The following is a 24,375-nucleotide window of genomic DNA, read 5'->3' on the forward strand; positions in this document are numbered from 1 at the left end:
GAGAAAAGTAATCCAGCTTCTCCATAGCAATCGAGATGATTCAAGCGGATGATACTCCACGTGTTTGCCCGTCATTTACATCTTAATTATATCCAGCGGGAAGTGAGTTAGAAAACCGTGATTACCGGTTTTGATAAAAATTCAGCTTTGTGTAGATAACCGTACTGACTATGGCCTATAATCAGTAAGCCTTTTCAGGGCATCAAAGCGTTCCCGTTTCCCTGTTTCCCAGCAAGACCCAGCAGCAGTCTGATATGGCATCGACGATCACTTTAGATGAGACCAGCCCCGCCACAGACGATGTCGTAGAACCTTTTATTCCAGGTAATCGAGAGATTCTCGGTTTGGAAATGCAGGTGGAAACGCCGGAAAATGTAGTGCTGTCTTATCAGCTCGCCGGACCCTCACAGCGTTATGTCGCATACCTGATTGATTTTCTGATTCGGACGATGATGTTAGTCGCGATATTCATGTTTTTCATTGCCCCCCTGATGGAGCTGCTGATGCCCGGGGCCATGCTGGGGTTGTTCCTTGTCATCATGTTTCTCAATACCTGGGGCTATTACACGATCTCAGAAACGTTCTTCAAAGGCAAATCGATTGGGAAACATGCCTGTGGACTGCGCGTCATTCGCGAAGGAGGTTATCCGATAACCTTCTGGCCTTCGCTGTTGAGAAACCTCGCCCGTAGTGCGGATTCCATTATTTTTTATGGAGTCGGCATTACATCGATGTTGCTGACGCGGCGTTTCCAGAGACTGGGAGACCTGCTGGCCGGCACGGTTGTGGTCCAGGAACGTTCTCTGGAACTGCCGAGAAAACCGATCATTTTGAATAAGATTAAACCTCTTGATAAAAATGACATCGGTAGCTTTCTTCCCCGTGACGAAGTTCTCTCGCTGATCGACGAATTCATCGGTCGCAGACACGTATTGACTTACGAACGGGGGCATGCCCTGGCAGCGCAGCTGGCAAAAAGACTGGCAAAAAGACTGCATTATAGCGGAGATGAGAAAAAGGTATCAGAGTACCCCATGGCGTTTCTGGCTTCGGTATATAAAACATTCAGTTTCAGCCAGGACCAGGAAGAACAGGAACTGGTGGACGAATACAACAAACGATCTGAAATGCCGGGGGAGGATACTTATGAATAAGCATAAATTTATTCAAAAACGCCGTCCCCAATGGAAAAAATTTGAACTGTTTCTTAAAGAGTCGTCCGGCAAATCACTTTCCAAGCTTCCCGCAGATAAGATTTCCACTTTTTCTCAATTACTGCGAGAAATCTCACACGATCTGGCTACCATCCGCTCTCGTGGCTGGGGGCATGAGCTGATGTCTTACCTGAACGATCTGGTCGCACGGGGACACAATCTGTTTTACAGCGCTCCACCAACAAATTTTGGGAGGTTTTATCAATATCTGGCAGCTGATTTCCCCCGATTATTTCGGGCGAACATCGGGTACTTTCTGATTGCCTGTCTGTTATTTTTTCTGCCAATGGGAGTCAGCTGGTGTGTGGTTCAAAACAACCCCGATCTGGCATCCCGTGTCATTCCCGAAGAATATATGACTCAATTTGACCATATGTACGGTGAAGAGGGTGGTCTCAACTCTGATACAGAAAACACAACTGAAGGTGATACGAATTCGGAAGAAGCAGAAGATCCTGCAACCGGGACTTTTGGCGATCAACGTGCAGCCATGGCTGGTTTTTATATCAACAATAATGTCGGCATTGCACTCAAATGTTTTGCTTTAGGAGTCCTGCTGGGTATTGGTACGGTTTACACTCTGTTATTTAACGGAATTTTTCTGGGAGCGGTCTCCGGGTACATCATCAGTCAGGGCAATGGCGACCGTTTTCTAAGTTTTGTCATTTCTCATGGTTCATTTGAATTAACGGCGATTGCGGTCGCAGGAGGCGCAGGACTGATGCTGGGGAATGCGATTATCCATCCCGGACAGCGTACCCGGTTTCAATCTCTTCAGTTACGAGGTCTGGAAGCGGTTCAAATTGCCGGGGGAGCCGCTGCCATGCTGGTCATTGCCGCAATGATTGAAGCATTCTGGTCCCCTGCAGATTTTCCGAATGAAGTAAAATACGCAGTTGGCAGCGGGCTCTGGCTGATTGTGTTTCTTTATCTTACTTTCGCAGGACTACAGACAGACAGCCGTTTCCGGTTACGTCGCAGTTCAACAACTCCACCGCAGGAAGGAGATCAGCATCGATGAGATTTCATCGGATGAATGTGGCGCTGGTCCCCAGAAATGCCTTGAACTGTCTGGACCTGGCAATACGCTTTTACGGACGTTTTCTGGTTCCCCTTCTCAAGCTGTGGGCCATATTTGCCTTACCCGCCTGTCTGCTGGTGTATCTGCTCAGTTATTATTTCCTGATCGAGATGAAAACAGCGATCACGGTAGCCTGGTTTGTTTCCAGCCCCCTGGGAGTCCTGCTTACCTGGAATACAGCTTTATTCACTTTTGGAGAAACCCGGGGACTGGGAAGTCTCAGACGGCAATTTCAACCCCGAATAATTCCTCTCCTGCTGCGCTGTCTGTTAGACCGGTCAGTGCTCTATATCGGACCGGCATTACTGTTCTATACCGATCACTTTTTGACGAATATGCTGGGATTCCTCTATCTGTTTTTTCCAGGTATCTGGCTGGCATTACGAAACGGGTTTCGTGTTGAGCAGGCTTCACTGAAACAGATTGGAATTGCAGGACAGGAAGAAAACTCTCACGATCACCGGACCAAAGATCTGATTTCCACTCATTTCAGCACCTTATTCTGGCGGGGTGCCTGGACTTTTTTCTTCTGCTATATCTTAACCTGTGTGCTCTTTATTACATTCGATTACCTCTGCTACATCCTGCTGGAATTTAATATCCTGATCGGACAGATGCCTTACGCGTTTGATCCGGACAATATCGGCGACCCCATCTCCAATGCCCTGCTGTTGATAAGTACCGACCCCCGTGTTTTAACAGTCTTTACCGGATTCATCCTGCTGATTTACCCCATTGGCCGAGTCGCCTGGTTTTTCACCTATTTAGATCTACGGGTTCGCTACGACTGCTGGGATATGGAATTACGGATGGCCGAAGTTTCACAGCGGCTCACCAGAAGGGAGGCAGCGTTATGAACAGTCATTCAAATTCCGCCCAAAGCAGGTTCCGGATTCTGGTGCTGATTTTCGTGTGCCTGTCGGGGAATGTGACACCGTTATTTTCTCAGACTCCCAGTGAAATCTCGTTTGATACTTCTTCTCCCGATCAGGTTATGCTGAAACAGGATATGAAAGACATCCTTAGCCGAACCGAGTTTCGACATCTGACGAGAGAACGGGATATCACGAAAAACGCCCCTTTTGAACTGGATGAGTTCTTTAAACAACAAACTGAAACAAAGGTAGAAGAGCGTTCTCATTCCGTCTTCGCCGAATTGATTGGAAACGTGCTGCAGATTCTGGCCTACATCAGTGTCGTTATCACTTGTGGTCTGATTCTTTATCTGCTGGTACGTTCCCTGATGGGTCTGGAACTGAAAAAGAAAGCGGCTGCAACTGAAATCAATCCGGAACTGCAAGGCACACTCTCTCTCGAAGACATTATCTCTCCTGCAGAACGGGAATCCTCGATCTACCTGCAACGTGCGAAAGCACTGGCACAGGAGGGTGATTATCATAATGCCATTATCCAACTGCTCTACGGCTCAATGAGCTACATCGAGCGGTCAGGCTGGATCCGTTTTCGGAAGGGGTTAACTTATCGCGATTATATCCGAGCGGCCCGGCCACACGGGTTACCCTGTGATTCGTTGCGACAAATGATCCGTACCTATGAACCATTGGGATTTGGCAGACGCATCGCCACCCGCGAACACTTTGAAAGTACATTGAAACATTATGAATCCGCCTTCCAGAAACAAGCGTGAGCGAAGAAACGCCGGCTGGATCTGGCTGTTCTTTCTCTGCCTGCTCATTCCCCTGCATCTCTGGTTTCCAGAACTGGGTACGGGTGCGCTCGACGATTCTTATAGCGCGTCAGCCAGCGGAAAGAAAGCATTTTTTCTGTTACTCGAACTGGAATCCTACAACACGGAACGAAACCGTGTCCCGATCTCCGTCTTCCTGCAGACTTTGGATTATGATGAAACCCTCTGCCTCCTGGGACCCGCCCGCTATCCAAACCCCCAGGAATGGTCTGCCATCCTGTCATGGGTTGAAGAAGGCGGGCACCTCGTAATTACAGCGAATCACGATCATCCAGAATTTGAAATCGACGCCCTGAACATTAGCGTCAAGTATCTGGACGAAACCGAACGGGAAAATCTACCGGTTGTGGAATCGGAAAAAAAAGGAACGGAAGACGAAAGCGAGGACAAACAAAAAGACCTTGATTCTTCTGATCTACTCTCACTTCTGAATGATCAACATAGTCTGCTTGACGGACAGGCCACGACTGTATTCCCGGATGCCCCCTCAATCATCTGGCAAACGAATGCCCAGGTGATCTCCGAATCAGGCCAGAAACTTATTTCGGTGGGTGAAACACAACAGGCAATCCGGCAGATGCATGGTGAGGGTGTGATAGTCGTCGCAGCCTCCTCCAAAATCTTTTCAAACCAGTCAATGATTGATGGCGGCAGTGTTCCCGCATTTCGGCTGATTGAATCAGCTGAAGCGCCGGACTATTTCGTTGTTGATGAATCCTTGAATGCTTCGGGAACTTCAAAAGTTGTCGCGTTACTGATCGACCCCACCTTCCGCCCGTTGACTATTCAATTGCTGATCACATTGCTGATTTTTGGCTGGTGGCATAGCACCCGCTTTGGGCCTGTTCTCACGTCACACATCCTGCCACGTCACAACATCGTTTCCCATACAGATAACGTCGGCAACTTACATTTTAAAAATGGAAATGGCCGTGCTCTGTTATACTCTTACCTCAAACAGTTATTTACCGAACTCCACCTGAGACGTTTTCGCGGAAAAGAGCATCGCGTGATCGATCCGATAGCGCGGCGGATGAAAACAGATCCGGAAAAAATCGCGGCGTTCCTGAAGCATGTCTCCCAGCTTTCGAAATCCAAAAAGATTAAACGGCATCAGATGGGTGATCTCATTCGCAGACTGGCGGAAATTCGACAGGCGGCCCGACATGGGAAACAGCAGGGATAAACCCAATAATCTCTGATGTGAATCCGGTTTATCTTCTGCGAAAGACTGACTATAATTCCCCTTCTGGCAGTCTCAGGAGACCTGTCAGTTCATTTCGAATCAGCTACCTCAGAAAGAACGTTTCGTGACCACTTATCATACCATTGCAAAAACCGGTACGATCCCCGAAGGAGAAGGCCGGGCTTTTCATGTGGAAGGACTGATGATTGCCGTCTTTCTCAAAGAGGGGAAATACACGGCCATCAACGACTTCTGCCCGCATCAGGGTGCGCCCCTTTCAACCGGTTATGTAGATGAAGAGGGAGCAGTCACCTGCCCGTGGCATGCCTGGCGTTTCTGTATCAATGAAGGAACCTGGCTGGACAATCCGAAATCCAAACTCCAGGTTCCTGTCTACCCGGTGCGTATTGAAGGCGATGAAATACAGGTCGGCCTGGATCTGGAGAAAGAAGAGAACTCCTCTTCAGAGTGAGCAGGATTCACCCGGTTGCAGCACGACTGGTTCCGCAGCAGTCTGTCCGCGAATCTGATCAGCCCAGGCGGAAACATCCTGTTCAATGAGCGGCCAGGTATTGTAGTGCATGGGCAGCACTCGCTTCGGTTGAATCAGCCTGGTTGCCTTCACTGAGTCTGCCGGCCCCATGGTGAAATTATCGCCGATGGGAAGCATCGCCATATCTATGCCTTCTTCGCCAATCAGCTTCATGTCATAAAATAAACCGGTGTCCGCAGCGAAGTAAATGGTTCCTCCATCCAGTTTCAGCAGGATTCCACAGGGACTTCCCCCGTTACTTCCATCCGGCAGCATGGAACCATGATGGGCTATTGTCAGTTTGACCGTCCCAAAGTCGTATTGGTGCGCCCCGCCGATATGCTGGGGGTGCACATTTTCAACTCCCTGTTTTCCCATCCACTCAATGATCTCGAAATTGGCAATCACCAGTGCTCCGGTCCGTTTGGCGATATCGACCGTATCACCGACATGATCGCCGTGGCCGTGGCTGACAATTATCGCATCAGCTTCTACCTGTTCTGCATCCAGAGGTGCAGAGGGATTGCCTGTGAAGAAGGGGTCCAGCAGGATTTTTTTACCGGCGGTTTCAATCTGAAAGGTAGAATGCCCCAGCCAGGTGATATTTGTAACCATGATTGCCTCTGCAATTGGAGTGCTGTGTGAAGTTGTTTTACTTAACGGCAAGATACAACAGATCCCCAATCAATTTCAAGCGGTTCGCTTTACATACAGACATGCCAGGCAGATTGCTCCGATCAGAAAGCAGGACATCGCGAAACCGGCAATCCCGCCTGCCAGGAATAACCAGCCAATTAAACCGATTACCACCAGAGTGATTCCCAGTCGTTTTTGTGCAGCCTCTGATCGAACCACGCGAGGTAGTCCCCAGATCAAAGCGGCCAAAATCGCAATCCAGACAACCGTCCAGATTAAGGCAGAACCAAATTCCAGTGTAGTATCAGACCGCACATCTAAAGCCAGACGAGGTTGACCGCTGATCTTGGTAAACTCCAGTTTGTGTCCCTGCAGCGGGATTTCAAACTGCAATGAAATCCCCCCCGCCTGTGTCCAGCTAGCCAGTTGATTTTGTTGTAATTGTGTTTCGTCATTAGCTGATTTCTGCTTTTTACGGTCTGATTCGGAGGCCGACAGAATACCTCCACCCATTCCACCCCCACCACCACCGAATGATCCCAGGTCGGGTTTATAAGCATCTGCCAGGGATTCTTCCACATCGTTCAGCTGATTCCAGAAATTACTTTCTTTCCGATCAGCCAGCCCATTGTTTGATGCGTCCCTTCTCAGGAACTTCGCTTTCCATTCCATGGTAGTAGTCACAGGATTCTGTGGGTCGAGAGCCTTGGCTTGTTTCGCGATCGCTTCTGCTTCTGTATAGCGACGCTGATCAACTGATTCATTAAATTTTTCTACCAGCTCGGACAATTCCCTGGATTGAGCGGATTGAGTGCGGGCTTGCGATTGGATTTCCGCCCGTCCGATTTTCTTTTCTTCCTGAAGTGGTTTCAACTGTGATTGCAGTTGCTCAGTCGTATTCTGCAGACTCTGCTGGCGCCTGAGGGCACGGCTATCCAGTTTGTACTCCATGGAATCAACTGGTTTGGGTAGATTTTTTGAACCACGGTTTCGAATGGTGTGACTTTTTAAACTGAAGGGACTATTCAATGAAAGATGTGGTGGTCCGGGTTCGCCCACAGGGGTTCCGGCTTGCATTTTTCCACGGTTCGCTTCAAACAGTGCCGTATTATTTCCAATAACCAGTTGATTAAATGTTTCTTCCGAATCGAAATCAGCCTGGCTATCCGCATTCGCATCCTTGGCTTCGCCTAACAGTTTTTCTTTCTGGGCCTGTCGCTGCTGTTCCTTTGACTGGATTTCGCTGATTTGCTGCCAGAGCCGCTGTCCCTGCTGTCCCTGTTGTGAACTGGAATCCAATTTGAGTTCCAGTTGCTTCAGATTGCTGATCGCACGGCTGCGAACGCGATCACTTTTACTGCTGCTATAAACTGAATACAGGTTCTCCACATCTTTTACCAGACTGGTTAGCGATGTGTCTTCCTGGGCCTGATGAGATTCAACCGGAGTCATGTTGGTGCGTGGATCATCCAGTCGGGCGGAAGCAGAATAGTCGTCTGGAATATATACATTCCACCTGGTCTGCGCGACCGGAATCCCATACTCCGCATTTTCTGCTGGCAACACGACCTGAGGGGGCTGCAGATCAATCACTTCTGCCTGCCAGCGCAATGTGCCCTGAGGTAGAGGTTTGGCTAAACGTCCTGTGAGAATCAGGTTCACCTCAAATGAGAGATCGGCGGCGCTGGTTTTGGGAAGTGCCAGCAGATAAATCTGATCCTTCGAGCCCGGCTTTTCTTTTTCCTGTTTCAGGAATACCGGCGCCACGGGAACACTTTTGACAAATGCACTCAGGATTTGTGATTTCTCCGGAATCCGGATCGCCAGAAACTGACGTGAACGATTCCGAATCCGATATGCAGCATGCGTTTTCCAGCTGCCATCCTGCGCCAGAACTGTTGTCAGTTCCGAGAGGTTTACAGCAGCAGCAGCGCCCTGATCCGATTGAAACTGTTGAATCTGAAACTGAGGGGGTTTGGCAGTCCCGATAATGCGTGCCAGTTCCATCGCCTGGTTGGCGAGGGCATCATTAATCTGTAAAGGCATTTCTTCTCGACTGACAGAAACGATACTCTCCGGGTTCAACAAAGAGAGTCGCGCCCAGGAATGGTTAACCAGCATCAGATAATGCTGCTGTGTTTCCAGTTCCGTGGTTTGCGGATCCACCAGCCCACTGGTATCCATCACGCGCACCCGGGGAATCGCGATCTGCTGTGACGCAGGAGGGGACTGCGTGGATTCGGCCGTAATAAAGTAAGACCCCTCGACGGAATCCTGCAAATGAACGGTCCATTGAACGACGGCATCACCAATCACACGTTTATCAATCTGACGAATGCCATCACCGCGAAAATCCAGGTGCTCACCCAACTCCAGTGGAGTCGTAAATGACAATGTATCCGTCGCAGCCCCCTGAATCGACCAGCGTATGGCAACAGTGTGACTTACTGAAACATTACCGACCGTGGTCATCACCAGGGAATTCGCTGTAATCGAAGGTTGAGCCGGCGAGAGTTCCAGTTTGATCCATTCAGGAAGCTCGGCAGAAGAACGGAACACAAATTGAGGTAAACGAGACTGCTGTGACTTCATGTCCGACGGCAGATCTTCGGCTGATATGGCACGCCAGTCTTTAAGTTCTGGCACACGGGCAACCAGCGAATCATCACACCAGATCGCCAGATCGCTGCGCACCCCAGAGACTTCCAGCGGAGTCAGAATCATGACTTCCGCTTCACGCTGACTTGCATCGCGGGGAATGACACCTTCGCAGATAATTTCCACATGGTCTGCTTTGAGCTCTGCAAATTCCACTACCAGTACCCGCATATCATCGGCATTCTGTTCGATCACATACCAGTCGTCCATCCCAGGTGCATTCACACTCAATACCAGATAGGATTCGGGCAATTCCAGCACAAACGTGGATTCGGGAATCCCTTTCAACTGATATCGGATTCGACTCGAAAGACTCATTTTTCGCGGCGAGACATACACAGCATGTTCTGCCACAGCCTGCTTATCGGATTGACGTCGTGACAGAGAGAACCCCAGCGAGAACGGCCTGCGGGAAAAACGATAAGCCCACTGTGGTTTCAGCACCATCCCATCGATTTTCCAATCCGCTGTTGAAGTCTCTGGGTTGCTGAACTGCGCAGAATCAATCTGAATCGCGCCGCTGATTTTCTCAGGACGGATTTGAAACTGTGACTGAGCGTAAACACCGATCGTTCCATTTTCATTCGTCACATTTTCAGGAACGATTTGAGGCAGCTCGAGTGTGCGAGTCTGTTTTCCGACAGACAGGGATTGAAATGCGATCAGTTTAATGCTGGTGGACTCTTTGATATCTCGTCGTAGAAAGACTTTAATCTGTCGAGCTTCGCCGCTGCCCATCATTTCCCAGCCTCCGACATCAGGGCCTGAGATTGATTGAACACGCAGGTCTTCTGAGATTTTCAAAGTTGCCTGGTTAATCTGGCCCTGCCGAACCCGATATTGGTGAGTGCTCTGCAGTACGATTCCGGCATCCTGAAGAAGAACAGACTGTGTGGTCTGACACTGGACGATCCCCTGAATGGCACCGCGTTCTTCGGCTGGCCTCCAGGCAATCTGGATATCTCCCCCCTCATCTATGGGTAGTTCCAAAGTCGCTTTGTCTGCTGTTTTCACTTTCCGATACGTTGTACGAATTCCGGTCACGCTGATTTCAGCATCTGGACTGGGCAGTTTCACCGTCAAACGACCGCTGGCCACAGGCTGAAGGCTCATTTGAAAACTTCCGGCTGATCCAGTCTGTTGTGCGGGGAGATCAAATTCCAGATCCAGAATATGTATTCCCGGTTTGGCAACGATGATGGAATAAACATGTTCTGCCACGGATTTCTTGGCACTGAACTGGTTTAAAGGAAATGTCAGCAGAGTCGCTGATTCCCCATCTAATCTGGCACTGCTGAGAGCCACTTTTCCCAGCGGGAGCGGGAGAGTGACCGGCTGAGTCCCCGTCGTATGAATGACCAGCCTGCCTGTAATATGCACCACCGCCTGCCCGGGTCCCGCGCCAGGTTTGACTTCGGCCGCGTATAATGCCTGACTGATCGCACCGAGGGAATCTGTCCCCTGATTGATTGGCTGATCGGGATGAGCGGCATTCCAGAGACGCTTGAATTCCTCGCGAGGTAGAAAGATCCGTTGAGAATCCAGAGGGTCGGTACCTGCTTCGTAGGGTATCATCAGATTCTGTGGCAGTTTTGGTGAATTGACTACCTGTGTTGGTGACATTCCAGCAGTGGTCGGTTTCTTCTGCGCATACACGGCTGTGGAATTACTGTAAAAACATCCCAGCAAGATGAGTGATGTGACTGTCGCCTGCTTTACAGAGGGAGAAATCGTTGACCCTTTAAATTCTTTTTTCAGGGTTCGTACTATCCATTCGATTCCCCAGCACAGACCTGCCAGCAAGGTGCCGACAAACAGCCCATCCAGCACGGGTTGAAGTCGAACCGGAAACAGCGAACTGCAGGCGACCGGTAACAGAACTCCCGCCAGCAATACCAGCAATCGTTTGTAACAGGCTAATCGCCGCAGAAACCAGCCTGCCCAGAGCACACCGAACATCACCGCCAGGAATAGTTTCTGACTCGACCGCGCCTGTTGCAGGGATACCTGCAGTGATAAGGGCTGATCCTGAGGTTCGCCATAATATTGAAATGCCATCGAACGGAATCCCTCAGGTTGTGGCAGCGAAGCAATTACGGACAGGCGTCCTCCCAAAGCACGTTCGGGATTAGCCACACTCAGCTGATCCACGGCTTCTTTTTTGGCAGCTTCACCAGCGACACGACCAGGTTGATCAACCGGTTTGCCTTGCATGGATGAGTCTGGTACCGGCGTGACATTCATGCGAGGAGACTGAGGGGAACCAGACCGCTGGAATATTTTCCCCCCTTCAATCCTGCGTTTGGATTTTGCGAGTAACCGCTGGTTGGCCATATTTTCTGGAGTAACCGATAATGGTGAATCGACTGCCTGTCGATCAAGGCCCAATTCGCTTTCCGGACGAGTACTGGGAGCGGCTTCATTCTGCAGGTTGAAATTGAAATCGTCTCCAAGGGGTGCGGTGGCCTCGTGGAATCGCTTATCTGTTCCAGCTTGAAACTCGATACCATCGTTCAGATAGTAGGCTGATGGCATGTGGGCTTCTTCTGTTATGGCGGATGTAACCTCATAAGAAGAACGCATCCGTGAGTTCATAAGCAATCCAATCACCGCTAACAGTAGACAGAACCCGGCGAAAAGCGTAATGACCGCGCTAAATCGGCCTTTACGAAACGCAAAGATTCCGATCAGAATTGCCAGCACAAGAAAGAAGACAATCATTGACCGATAGATAATCGCACGACCAGACAAGAGACTGATATGCTGGCGAAGATTTTCCAGAATACCCAGTCGCGGTAAAGGCTGATCCGGAACGAAGTCTCCCGAACTTTCTGAGACGAAATAATCATAAGGATAGAGTATCGACCAGGTCTGGTCTAAAATCATTAAAGGTTGAATCGCCCCGGTTCCATCAACGACGGCAACCCGGGGTGGAGTCTGTGTCAGTTGAGTTGATCCTTGAGTCGTCACTCGATTGTCATCATACAATAATTGAAGCGTGTGAAAATTATGTTCCTGAACATCCGAAGTAACCGGAATGATAAACGCTGTCTCTGTTTTGCGAACTTCAACGGGAGCCCCCTGTACGAGTGCAGAAAGTAACTCCGCTCCTTCTGGTAAGGAAACCTGCAATGCCTGAATTCCAACTGCTGAAAAATTGAGGAGCACTTCATTTTGCACTTCCCGGTTCGGACCGATCACACTTTTCAGAGACATGAGCTGCGCAATAGCCGTGGGAACTGCCGTCTGATCAAAGCGAGTTTCCAGAACTTCAATCTGATGTCCGATACCGACAAAACGATAAGCGGCCACAATTCTTTCTCGAGGCTGATATGCGACGGGAACTGGTAACTCTGCCGCGTCAATGGTCGTCAGTGACTGTCCCCGAATTCCTGTTGCCTTGATTTTAAGTCGCTGATCCCCCTCGGCTTCGAAGGCGACTTCACCATATTGCCTGTCTGCCGACATGATCTGCAGCTGGGGAACATTGACGGTTTCCCCGTTCTTGCGAGGCTGTTCTACCGTCACACTCAGGATCTGCCTGCCACTCAGACGACGATCCATTTTCAATGTCCAGACACGAACGCCATTCTTTGGCTCCTGGGCCACTTGCTCTAAGATTTTGCCTGCAGAATTGATTAATCGAAACTGAAGGTTCTGACTTACGTTTTCGGGGAGGGCCACCATCAGGGAACGATAACTGCCTCGCTCGACATGGAGTGTCGTCTCAAAATGTGAAAATAAGGTCGTCGGATCCAACCTGACATATTGCAGGTGATGTGCGACAAGCTGTAATGGTTTTCGCGAAATCGTCAGACTGCCAGAATACTGATTGTCCTGGTACTGATAGCCAAATCGCATCTGTGGAATCTGTTCCTGGAGTGGTTCCAGATTCATCAACTCACTGGGAACCAGATCCCAGTCAGAGTCCGCATTAATGATCAGAGAGCCTTCCAGAATTTTTGCCTGAGGTAATTCCACCTGGGGAATACTCAACAACTGACTTTCAGATTCAGGGGGCCAGTTTTCCAGATCCCGATGTGCTGTCACGATCACTTTGGCTTCCTGATTCGCAGGCAGCGGTTGAGGAAAAGTGAGTCTGACCAGCTTACTGCCGGCTTCCCGTGAGGATTCCTTCCAGTCAATCTGCTGGTCCTGCAGCGAGGCTCCGAGAATGGTCCACTCTGCCGGAATTTTCATCTGAAACTCGAACAGGGGAGCAAACAGACTTTCTACGGTTGTCACCAGCCTCAGATCCATACCCTGTTCATTCAGATCTACAACGGTTGAAGCTGCCATTTGCACTTCAGAACGTTTTTCCTGCGTCACCAGGGAGATTTCGAATTTCTGTTGCCAGAAGTCGAAATCCAGTCCGGGATCTGAAGTCGTGCGTTTCCCCGTGGGAACGACTTCCATCGCTTTACGACGGACGTCATTCATTTTTTCCACCTGCAAACGCACACCGGGAGGATAGCGGATCAGAACCGAACCGACGTGCGAATTGACTTTTTCAATCAACAGATTGGGGACCTGCCATGCATCTTCTGCTTCCGTTGTCATCACACCACGACAGATGATCTGCCGTTCGCCTTCGACCGGTTGACGATAATTGAGAGTGATCTCAGTACGACGACGATCTTTCATGCTGTCATTGAGCACCCATGATTCCAGTCCGGTAGATTCCACACTGATGATCTCCAGATTCTGTGGCACGCTTAACACCAGTTGATCGAGTGACTGGCCAAAGATGCTGAGTGTTGTCTGTGCCTGCCAGGCGACTTTACCAGGGCTGACAGAGACACCTATCCCACTCCGGGCAAATATCAGGGAATCGTTAGCCTGTTCGCGGCTCTGTTCTGTAATCTTTAAAACGACCTGCCCGGTACCCCCGATCGGAAATTCATAAGAGACCACTTCTCCTGCAGTGTCCGCAGGTTTGACTTTTAATTCATTCACGATCAGATGCTGCTTCCGGGGTAGTTTGATTTTGAACTGACTGGCAACGCCCGGCAGGAGTTGAAACTGTGAAACCTGGTCACTGCCCACTGTATTTAAGGGTGCGGAGAGTTGCAGTACCAGTTGGTGTTCCCCCGACTTTTGACTGAACAACTGCAGCATTTTCGTTTTTGATGCTGCACGGGCAATCATCGCTGGTTGCTGATCCAGCTGCGCAGATTCAACGGCAAGTCCACTGAAAGGCAGGTCGATTACTGTCAACTGCTGCCGAAACTGCCTGATGAAAAGCGTGGCTTTGATCAGTAACTGTCGATCTACAATCTTCGCCTGGTAGTCGGCAGCATAAATCAAAGTATTTGACGAGGGTAAATCAATGTCCCCCGTCCCCTGCTTTGCCTGCTTCTTTAAGGAATCATACTCGTTCCGCGATAACAACACCCCACTCTTGTCTCGGGACATGATCGCATCAAGCTGATCCAGAGGCAGATACACGGCTGTTTCAGGCCATTTTTTTGAGGCGGTTTGAGTGGCGCTTTGTTTCGCAGTCGTATTCTCTGCTGCCAGTGATATTCGATTCAGTCCCAGCGGAACTACAGAAACAACTGTCACCAGCAGAAAGACCCCGGCGATCAGTCTCCGCAAGAATCTTATTCGTTTGACAGAAATTGTATTGGCTGCAGAACTTGATTTATTCCATCTCATGGCGAACCTCATGAAGTGAGTCACTCATCGAAAACTCTTAATATGCTTGCAACATCGAACGGGGATAATTTACGACTCTTTCTCATCCTGATTCTGTTCGAATTCATCGAAGACTCCTGGCGGCGGAATTACTGCCGCAGTCTGTCCACTCGAATTTACCGGTATGTCAGTCCGGGATGCTGTTTCAACAGACCGTAGTCCTGCCAGGGCATACAAGATCCAGATCGCGACCAAGGTTAGAATTCCGAACCGGGCGACATACAAACCATGCAGCACCATATCTGCGTTTGTCATTCCAATCATGGCGAGTAGAAACACCAGAAATATCAGCACGCCGACTTTGTTTTCCCAGGGTGTCTTTCGCATCACGAAGGCGATGACGACCAGCGCACCACTTAAGATCCAGGTAGCAAATGACAGTTTCCACCAGGAAACACTGATTTCACTACTGTCACCCAGTCGTGTGTAGGTAAAGGCGCGTCCTTCTGTGGGGAAATCGATCAAAGAACCGGCAGAGGCACCAATCCACGAATCAAAGAATGTTCCTGAGACGTTTGTGCCCCCCCGTCGCGGGATAATCCCATCCAGGTAGGGTTCATATTCCGGCTGAAAATCATCTGCTACATTCACCAGCGCGTATTGTTCGGGTACCCAGATCGCGGTTTTCAACTGTTGGACTACGACGTTTTCTCCTTTGACACCTCCAATGCGAGGTAGCGGTAAATTCAAGTTACCGCCAAAGGAGTCGGAAATCCGAGGCACTGCTTTCGTGAACAGCAGACTGACCAGGAAGGACTGGTCTGAAGACTGATCACGGGCAACATTTACAAAATAGTTAGACCAGCCTTCTTCATCCTGACTCTGATCCGCCTTTTCCAGTGGCACAGGCTGTCCCGCTACCGTAATACTCAGCGGTTCCATTCCTGCCGGTAACGCGACTTTCAACTGTTGCCGTTCGCTGGATTTCATCAGATAGCGACAGCGATAGGTGGATCGCCCTTCTTTACTCACCACTACCTCAACAAGTGACTTGAGAATAATCGTCTCAACCACCTCCTGAATTTTGTGACGGGTGGAAGCGAGTTCCAGAGTCACCGGCTGATTGAAATATCGAAACGCCAGAAAACCATCCTGAGGCATCAGTTTGAGCTCACGCAAATCAATAGGGTCCAGCTGCTCATCGAGTTCTGAAGTTGTTACGGAGAGCATCTTTGACTTTCGCACAGCGATTTCGCCATAGACTCGAGAAAGAGGAACCTCACGTGACCGTGAGTCTCCCTCCGTTTTTTCCAGACCCAGGACTTTTAGAGGTGACAAAGCGATCTCTTTTAATGCGATATCACCGGTTGTCGCTTCCGATGGTTTCTTTTTCTCAGTTTTTTCTTCCGCTGTTTTCTCTTTCTCCGTTTCTTCTGCTGCATTTTCTGGGACTGACGCGCTGGTCACCATCGCCTGCAATCCTGGTGTAATATCGTAGCGGACTTCCAGAACATAGGGTCCCTGCACACTGCGTTGTGTAGTCACAGTCCAGACCACCCAGCCATCGACGGCCTGTTCTGTACGGCTTTTCTGCTTGATAGAAGGCGCCGGTGCCGGGGAAAGCGAGCGAATCTGAACCAGATCAGCAATTGCTTCAGGGACCGCAAAACGGAAGGTGTCGACCCCTGCATACTGAACCTGATAATTGATCCTGGTCATCACTTCAGCGATCTGCTCTTTCACATCGACACTGGTGGCGACATCAGCAGTCAATCGTGTCGGCCGTATGCGGATCTGAACCGGAATCTCAACGGGACGACGGTTGTATTCCCACATGGATGCAAGTGACAGATTGCCAGACTGGAGGCGGTTCGAAGTAGTCGCTGGCTGGGCCCCAATCACATCGGGGTTGCTGATAATCAATTCCATTGCTTCAGGAGCAAAGATGGCAACCTGCCCTGTCTCCCGCTCCACATTGACTGGTTCAAGCAAGGGGACGTTTACCGTCGATTCCTGATCGGCTTTTTTAAAATCTCGGTGTGCGCGAATCTGTACTTTGAGATTTCCCTGATATTTCTGCTGGAGCGCAATCGTCAACAGCCGAGACTGCTTATCAAAGTTGTACTCTTTTAATCCCGCCACATTGACAGAATCGATCTCCAGTAGTTCCGGAACTTTCAACTGAAATGAGAAAATACCTGCACGCTGAATATTATAGGTCAGTTGGGCTCCCAGTCGAATTTCATCTTCACCGAAACTACATTCACTTAACTGACTCACGAAAACCCGGGCTTCCAGAGGCTGTACTTTGATCTGCAGCCGGGCAGAGGGATTGAAAAATCGATAGTAGACAGCATCAGGTCTTTGAATACTCTCTGGAATGCCCTTATTTTCACTACGTGTGACCCCCGATGTTTCGGTCACAGTGAAGGTCATACTTTCTCCCGGTGTGATGGCAATTTGGCCGCTTTCCCGAATGACATCCAGAGCATGGATTCCATACGACGTGGAATCAGACAATCCCAGAATTTGAAAAGGTTCCTCTGGGATTTCTTTTTCGGTGTGAACCTGAATAGATGCGCCACTCTGTAATTGATTGAGAAACTCAATCAGCACCACCTGTCGATCTGCGTTTTTCTCCACCTTCCAGCTTTTGATCTTGGTATTTGCAGAAGTCAGATCAAGAATTCGGTCATTCAGGGGCACAGCAATGCGTGCTGACTGCATATCCCCCCTGAGCACATCGTATTTTAATGTTGTCTGTGTATGAACCAGGCCATCCCGGATGGAAACGAGTGTTGAGTTTTCGACACTGGCTAACAGATCCATTTCCGGCTTTGAACTTTCGCGGGGATACCACAGGGCACTGATCTGAGCAGTGGCCCCCAGTGTGGATTTCACAAGTGTTGCATCGGCGGGAGAACTGGCTGGTAACCGCACCAGTTGGGGAGTGATTTTAACAGTCTGATCAGATTCGGGAATCAACAGTTCCAGTGTCGTGATTCCCACAGTGGGACAGACAAATTGAAAACTTCGTCCTTCAGGAGAATTCTTGACCCGGGTCAGTAGTTCAATTTTCACCTGCTGCTCTCCTTTTTCTGAGAGCAGCAATGAATAACTGCCTTTCCCGGTTCCTCTCAAAAAAACTTTTGATTTGGGAGAACTGACTTTTCCAATAGCGGCATCACCAAACTGCAGCGGCACTTCCACCCAGGGATTTCCCAGTACCTGAATTGTCAGATCACATTGAATCCGGGCAACGTTCTCTTCAACCTCTGCCCGGTAACTGGAGCTGGTAATCACGGCTTTCGCAGGAAAATTGAAACTGTTATCAGAGCCTGGACCCGCTGACTTTGACCAGAGTTCCAGATACTCAAGATAGGGAATGAAGATCGTGGCATCTGATTTGTCGAACACATCCTTGATGTTCTTGAACGGAACGTAAATCAGACGGTCCCAGTCATCCTGCTTCCTGTCTGGAGTGTTAGCCGGCTTGTCGGCTTCTACAGACGATTGCGCGAAAGAACTAACCGGTGTGCCCAGAAAGAAACAAGCGATGAAAGAAAACAGCAGAAAACGAGGTGCGCGTCTCAGATATCGCATATAACCCACCCTTAGCCTGTAACCAGGTTGATTGTAGTGTCTCCAAAGTCACTTCGATCGTGTTTTGCAGTGTTGAAGACTCAAAAGTTTAAAATGTCGCCATCCCGTACATTACTTTGTACCCTGCGCTATTTTGGAAATGAACGTCAAACAGGACATTCACGTAAAAAGCGTCAAGTTCAGAGTTTATACAATTCAGTATAGTTTTTTTGGTTCATTGTCTGGAAGATAGGACGTAACTGAGAGACCGGAAATTGCGAAAATATTTAAAAATACTTCAAAACACAATTATGAAACTGGAGAACGTCGCCCCGAAGAACACCGGTTACACGCGGTTTCTGATCAGGCTCTCTTCAGAAATTTGAGCTCAGAATCGACCTGGTAATGTCAGTCGACAAACAGGTACGAGACTCGCGACAGACTCGTAATCTTGTCAGTTTCGATGGATCTCAGTAAGTTAAAAGTTTGAACTCGCCCCCAAATAACCTCTCACATTCAGTCTCTCCTTGTATTACCGGGAATTATTGACATGCCTGCCTACCTGTCTCATCGCTTTTTATTTCTAACTCTGATGTTTTGGGGCTGCCTGTTCGATGGACACGAACATCCATTGTGGGCGGGGAACCTCGAGATCGTGACCTTTAATGAAAATATCACCCCCAAACTGGGTATGCCCGTCGCTTATGCCCCCGCCCGGAAAATCCTGACCCCGCTTTATGCACGGGGTGTGGTCATCCTTTCTGATGAAAAACCGGTAGTGTTATGTGCCGTGGATGCGATCGGAATTGGAAATCAGGGATATGATACCTGGCGTGAAAAACTCGCCGAGGCCGCCGCAACCACACCAGATCGTGTCGCCGTTCATTCTTTGCATCAACACGACGCCCCCCGGATCGATTTTGCAACAGGCAAAATCATGGAAGACCAGGGGCTCGGTGGAAAAAACTATGACAACAGCTATGGCAGACAGTGTATCACTCAGGTTGCAAATGCCATTCGGTCCGGACTGAAAAACCCTCAAACTGTCACCCATTTAGGAATCGGAAAAGCGAAAGTAGAACAGGTGGCTTCCAATCGAAGATTGCTGGGAGCAGATGGGAAAGTCCGTTTGATGCGCTGGAGTAAATCAAAATCTCCCGACGCAATTAATGCCCCCGAAGGAGTGATCGACCCCTGGCTCAAATGCCTCTGCTTCTGGAACCAGGATCATCCCATAGCTGTGTTGAATTATTATGCGACTCACCCTCAGAGTTATTATGGAAAGGGGGACGTGAACTATGAATTCACAGGGATGGCGCGCGAAGCACGCAACGAAGCATTACCGGGAACTTTAAATATCTATTTCAATGGTGCCGCAGGAAATATTGCGGCAGGAAAATACAATGATGGTTCTACCAAAATGAGGCCCCTTCTGGCACAGCGCGTCGAGCGCGGCATGGAATCTGCGTTTAAAAGCCAGAAAAAAACACCCATTTCGTCTGCTGACTTACATTGGAAAACAGAAATGACCGCATTACCGGTCGCCACACACCTCGATCCGGAATCGTTGAAGGCCACGATCATTGATCAGAAAAGAACACCTAAAGAACGATCCACTGCTGCATTCCGGCTTGTCTGGTATCAGCGAGCCTCGCAGGGGCATCAGATTCCCATCACCTGTCTGCGTCTGAAATCGGCATCCATTTTGCATCTTCCCGGTGAACTGTTTATTGAATATCAATTACAGGCCCAGAAATTTGCTCCGAAACAAACGGTCTGCCTGGCAGCCTATGGTGACTATGGTCCCGGTTATATCTGTACCGAAATCGCTTACTCCCAGGGAGGGTATGAATCGAGCCCTCGTGCCAGTCAGGTGGCGCCTCACGTTGAATCAGTCCTTACAGAAGTGATTCGCAGACTGGTGATGCCAGAAGAAAACAGCAAAAAGTAAGCTGGAAATAAACTCGCTCAGTTTGCAAGAGGAGAAAGTTTGGGAAGTAATGTGATGGAACGCCTCATCACTTCTTTGCCCTTCGATTTGATTGAGACGTAGTAATTGCCAGGCTCCAGAATTTCGGGAGGATAAATCTGAAAAGTTGCCCGCATATTTTCACGCGGTGCAATCTGTCCGGTCCTTTGTACTATGCGACCGGTCTCTTCACAAAAATGACAATCAATCCAGATATCCTCATGGGGTGGATTGAGAGCACATTGTACGAGAATCATTTCACCCGCTTTGAATTCCTGCTTGCGATCAATAATCCAGCCACCAGCCAGTTGGGTTCCAACATCAACTGAAAGAAACTTATCTTTCACGCGCATGACCTGTTCCGGCCCCATCATTTCAGCGACGAGCTCAGGGTCCACTTCGTGTAAAGTCATCTTACCTTCCGCCCGTCTCAGACCATACAAATCCTGCTGATGTTCAACATAAATACTGAGAACCAAAACGGCAACGATTCCTGTCGTCCAGGCAGCAGGCGACTTCCAGGCTGCCAGAGATCGGGGGCGCAGCCGTTCTACCAGTTGTCGGAATTCCGTAGTCAACTGATAAATCCAACCCCCTTTTCGGTACATTCTGCGAAAGCGGGCGGAGATCCACTGGACATCACCTGTATTGAGGAAACAGAAATAAATTGCAATGGAAACCATGGGAAAAATATACAGCCCCAGTGAAAATGAAGTTCCAATATGGAACGAGGTCCCCATGGCAATTGCAATAATCCGCCCCCATTTGCGCCAGACGACGAAGACGAAGGCTATTTCCCAGATCATCGCAACATATGACATGATTGATAATAAAATCGGATACAGTGTCATAAGTTCTCCTACCGGGTGAGGGTTATTATAGCGCGACATGGCCCAGTAGCTGATCTGATCCCCTTCCAGATATCCTGGCGTATGCATTTTGGTGATCGCCGCTCCAAAATAAACGAGACAAATCAAAATCTGCATCAATCTTTGTGGCCAGATCTCAAAGCGCGGTAATTCGTATTGCGTGTACCGGGGCCACATCTGTTTCTGTTGTCTGCCTTTTAACCAGCTATCGACCGACCAGATGGCACCACAATGAGACAGAGACAGCAGAAACATTGCATGTGTCGCGATGACAGAATACTTTGTCGCCATACTGATGCAGTCCATGCAACAGAAATAAGTATAGAGAATCGTGGAAGCAATCAGTGAGAAGCGGGTCATCCAGCCGATACAACTGCAGAACAGGAAGAATCCGAGGGCAGCGAAGAGGCCGACGACAACGGTCCCCGGTAAAACAGGCAGATAATTATAATATTGAAAAATGTCAGCCAGCGGAGCCGGCGCTCCATCGGCTGAGAATAATTCGCGCGAATAAGACCAGCGGGTACAGACTGTTCCCAGCAGAATCATGGGAAGCAGCATTCGTACAATCGCCAGTCCGTAAGGAACTTCTTTGACAAAAAAGAAATTCTGGAAACGATCACGAAAAGAATGATTAGAATTTGAAATGAATCCTGGGGCATCCATGCTTGAAATCCTGTTTGATGTAGCGTCTCGAAACGGAAAATACTCTCGAAATACTGCTTAATTACCCACTGGTGAGGCGAGGTGAACGGGTACGTTCGGATCATGCTGAGGTGGTGCAGTTGTCTCGACCTGACTGCCTATCGTTGCCGCGAAAAACGGGCGGCCACGATTCATTTCTGCTACCAGACGGGGGTTGTCATTCATCTGCAGAGTCACTTGTCGTGTCAACCAGGGAACATACGTCTGAGCCACGACGCCATCAGGTGTAATCACTCTTCGCAGACGATAATAGTTCTGGAAATCTTTGGGCTCTTCATAGCGCTGGTCCCAGACCATGTCAGGCAGGTTATATTTTTTACACCAGGTTTCTTCGATACAGAGAATGCGCAGCATCGGCTCATGCTCGGTTTTATCGAGCGTGTTCATTGCCATCCGAACCCAGGCATCTCCGGTTGTATCGTAGTGACGTCTACCCAGTTTTCCGTAAGGATAAAAATCGCCCCAGGGACCGGGAGACAACTCGTAAAACTTACCACTGATGCCTTCGCCGATGATATGTGTACGAACTGAATAGGCAGACCAGCCGCAGAACATATCCCAGACAATATAATACATGCCTGGATGACTGCCGGTTCGATAAGTGAAAGTATGACAGAGGATACCAAACACCAATATGCCAACATAACTGGCAATGGTCAGATAGCTGAGTCCACGTTTGATAAATCGCATCAGTTTAGCCTTCCCTGGCCTGACAATGTGATCAATGATTCAGAAATTTACTTGCTGGAAAACAGGAAACCCTGGCCACAGAGTTCAAAGTGAGGCTCTGAGTCACGTCATCCCCCATTCCCGGGTGAGCAATATCGTAAATATTTCAATTCAGGTCAATAGCAACCTTTTTGTCCGATTTAGACTGCTTTCCCGGTCCTGATTTCAGGAATGAAGTGATCTATATTCCTGAATCGCAGCGAAAATGCCATCCCAATGGTAGTCTTTCGCTTCGGCGTCAATCTGTAATCCTGCTTCCAGAGCAGCCTGGCTCGTGACCGGACTGATACTGGCCAGTTTAATCGATTTTCCCAGTTGAGTTCTTGCCGCGTCTGATAACAGTCGTTCAAAATTTCGAGCGATCGAAGGGCTACTCAATCCCACCCAGTCGACCTCACCTGATTCCAGTAATCTCAGGCTTTCTGTATTCCAGGCAGCGACATCATGATTTTCATAAACGACAACTTTCTCAACTGTCGCGGAGACTTTGGCCAGTTCGGTTTGTAATACTTCTCGTCCCCTGTTGGCGCCTGCCCAGAGTAGACTCTGATGAGCCACCAAAGGTTTCAGTGCTTCAGCGAGCGCTTCTGCCCGATACTGTGGAGGCGTCAAATCTGCCCGCAGCCGATATGCCAGAAGTGCCTCCGCCGTGGATGGACCAATTGTCGCTATTTTTAAATGAGCAAGCTGGCGGGAATCAAATCCCAGTTCCCATAAGCGATCCATGAAATACCGCACACCGTTGGCACTGGTAAAGACCAGCCATTGATAGTGTTCCAACCGTGAAATTGCCTGATCCACGGGAGCCTGGTCTGCAGGTTTGCTGATTTCAATCGTCGGTAGCAATACAGGCTGTGCGCCCAGGCGAATTGCCTGTTGGATTTCGGTTTCGGACTGATCCTCGGCTCTGGTAATACCAATTCGCAGCCCGAACAGGGGTTTTTGCTCGTACCACGCTATATGATCCCGCAGAGAGACACACTCACCAATCACAATCAGCGACGGAGCAACCAGCGCCGCTTCCTGTACCAGGTCAGGCAACTCCTGCAATGTGCCTTGGACTGTTTTTTGAAAGGGGGTCGTACCACGACTGATGGCAGCGGCTGGTGTTTCACCTGCTTTACCTGCCTGAATCAATGAACTCACGATCTGTTTGAGATTATGCAACCCCATATAAAATACCAGAGTTCCGGGAAAATGGCTCAGCGCTTCATAGTCAAGGCTGGAATCAGGTTTCGTGGGATCTTCATGTCCTGTAATCAAGGCAACCGCTGAGGCATAAGCTCGATGCGTAACTGAAATGCCCGCATAGCCGGCAGCGGCTGTTGCCGCGGTGATCCCGGGAACGATTTCGAAATCGATACCGGCATCCCGCAATGCCGCTGCTTCCTCGCTGCCACGTCCGAAAATAAAAGGATCTCCCCCTTTTAGTCGGACTACGGTCTTTCCTTCCCGGGCAGCGGCAATTAAACGCTGGTTGATTTCATCCTGTTTCAGCACACGACGATTTTGGCAACCTTCGGCTACCCGGCAGGTACGCTCCACTTCGGAAGAGACATGTTCCAGCAGAAGTGGATTAACCAGCCCGTCGTACAGAATCAGATCGGCTTGCTTGAGACATTCGATGCCTTTAATGGTAATTAATCCGGGATCCCCGGGACCTGCACCGACTAAATAGACTTTCCCCCCGGTCATCAGATTTGTATCACTCCACAAGACTAAAACGCTTCAAGATAGATTTAAAGCGATATTATAGCAGAGTTTTCAAGGATGGCGAGCAGCAGCGACTACCTGTTGTGGAAGTGAGTTATTTCGTCCTTTAAGCTGAAACGAGGTCCCTTATGGTCATTCAGACAACACCGTGATTTA

General features: G+C 49.3%; 13 protein-coding genes. 7 read left to right on the top strand and 6 right to left on the bottom strand.

Annotated features, from left to right (window positions below; translation table 11 throughout):
- Positions 1-254 precede the first annotated feature (254 nt).
- The 6 genes from GmarT_RS26300 to GmarT_RS26325 all read left to right on the top strand — a co-directional run bounded on the left by GmarT_RS26300 (position 255) and on the right by GmarT_RS26325 (position 5,661).
- Complete coding sequence (locus GmarT_RS26300; RefSeq protein ID WP_002644569.1) at positions 255-1,154, top strand: RDD family protein; 900 nt, start codon at positions 255-257, stop codon at positions 1,152-1,154.
- Positions 1,147-2,235, top strand: a complete 1,089-nt coding sequence (locus tag GmarT_RS26305) for a stage II sporulation protein M (RefSeq protein ID WP_002644568.1) — start codon at positions 1,147-1,149, stop codon at positions 2,233-2,235. Before GmarT_RS26300 ends, GmarT_RS26305 begins: the two co-directional genes overlap by 8 nt.
- On the top strand, positions 2,232-3,152 hold the full coding sequence (locus GmarT_RS26310; RefSeq protein WP_002644567.1) for a hypothetical protein: 921 nt from the start codon (positions 2,232-2,234) through the stop codon (positions 3,150-3,152). Before GmarT_RS26305 ends, GmarT_RS26310 begins: the two co-directional genes overlap by 4 nt.
- On the top strand, positions 3,149-3,943 hold the full coding sequence (locus GmarT_RS26315; RefSeq protein WP_002644566.1) for a hypothetical protein: 795 nt from the start codon (positions 3,149-3,151) through the stop codon (positions 3,941-3,943). Before GmarT_RS26310 ends, GmarT_RS26315 begins: the two co-directional genes overlap by 4 nt.
- Entirely contained in the window at positions 3,915-5,189 is a 1,275-nt protein-coding gene (locus tag GmarT_RS26320; protein WP_002644565.1) for a DUF4350 domain-containing protein, read from the top strand. The genes GmarT_RS26315 and GmarT_RS26320 overlap by 29 nt, the downstream gene beginning before the upstream one ends.
- Positions 5,190-5,313: 124 nt before the next feature.
- On the top strand, positions 5,314-5,661 hold the full coding sequence (locus tag GmarT_RS26325) for a Rieske (2Fe-2S) protein (protein WP_002644564.1): 348 nt from the start codon (positions 5,314-5,316) through the stop codon (positions 5,659-5,661).
- Here GmarT_RS26325 and GmarT_RS26330 read toward each other — a convergent pair.
- The 3 genes from GmarT_RS26330 to GmarT_RS26340 all read right to left on the bottom strand — a co-directional run bounded on the left by GmarT_RS26330 (position 5,653) and on the right by GmarT_RS26340 (position 18,255).
- Positions 5,653-6,336: a metal-dependent hydrolase gene (locus GmarT_RS26330; protein ID WP_002644563.1), complete on the bottom strand. Its 684-nt coding sequence runs from the start codon at positions 6,334-6,336 to the stop codon at positions 5,653-5,655. The two genes, GmarT_RS26325 and GmarT_RS26330, sit on opposite strands and share 9 nt — an antisense overlap.
- A gap of 75 nt (positions 6,337-6,411) precedes the next feature.
- Positions 6,412-14,613, bottom strand: a complete 8,202-nt coding sequence (locus tag GmarT_RS26335; protein ID WP_149303446.1) for a DUF4395 domain-containing protein — start codon at positions 14,611-14,613, stop codon at positions 6,412-6,414.
- Between the two features lie 129 nt (positions 14,614-14,742).
- Positions 14,743-18,255, bottom strand: coding sequence for a hypothetical protein (locus GmarT_RS26340; protein WP_002644561.1), 3,513 nt, complete (start codon positions 18,253-18,255; stop codon positions 14,743-14,745).
- A gap of 529 nt (positions 18,256-18,784) precedes the next feature.
- On the opposite strand from GmarT_RS26340, the gene GmarT_RS26345 reads away from it, so the two are divergent.
- Entirely contained in the window at positions 18,785-20,185 is a 1,401-nt protein-coding gene (locus GmarT_RS26345; RefSeq protein ID WP_002644560.1) for a hypothetical protein, read from the top strand.
- A 17-nt stretch (positions 20,186-20,202) separates the two neighbouring features.
- Here GmarT_RS26345 and GmarT_RS26350 read toward each other — a convergent pair whose 3' ends face one another.
- The 3 genes from GmarT_RS26350 to cobA form a co-directional block, all read right to left on the bottom strand.
- A complete protein-coding gene (locus GmarT_RS26350; RefSeq protein WP_002644559.1) occupies positions 20,203-21,738 on the bottom strand; it encodes an HTTM domain-containing protein in 1,536 nt (511 codons plus the stop codon).
- Between the two features lie 57 nt (positions 21,739-21,795).
- A complete protein-coding gene (locus GmarT_RS26355; protein WP_002644558.1) occupies positions 21,796-22,467 on the bottom strand; it encodes a hypothetical protein in 672 nt (223 codons plus the stop codon).
- A 204-nt stretch (positions 22,468-22,671) separates the two neighbouring features.
- Positions 22,672-24,222 carry a uroporphyrinogen-III C-methyltransferase gene (gene cobA, locus GmarT_RS26360; RefSeq protein WP_230682405.1) on the bottom strand — a complete coding sequence of 517 codons (1,551 nt, stop codon included), beginning with the start codon at positions 24,220-24,222 and terminating at the stop codon, positions 22,672-22,674.
- Positions 24,223-24,375: the final 153 nt, after the last annotated feature.

The sequence above is a fragment of the Gimesia maris genome (assembly GCF_008298035.1).
In the GTDB taxonomy this organism is placed as follows: domain Bacteria; phylum Planctomycetota; class Planctomycetia; order Planctomycetales; family Planctomycetaceae; genus Gimesia; species Gimesia maris.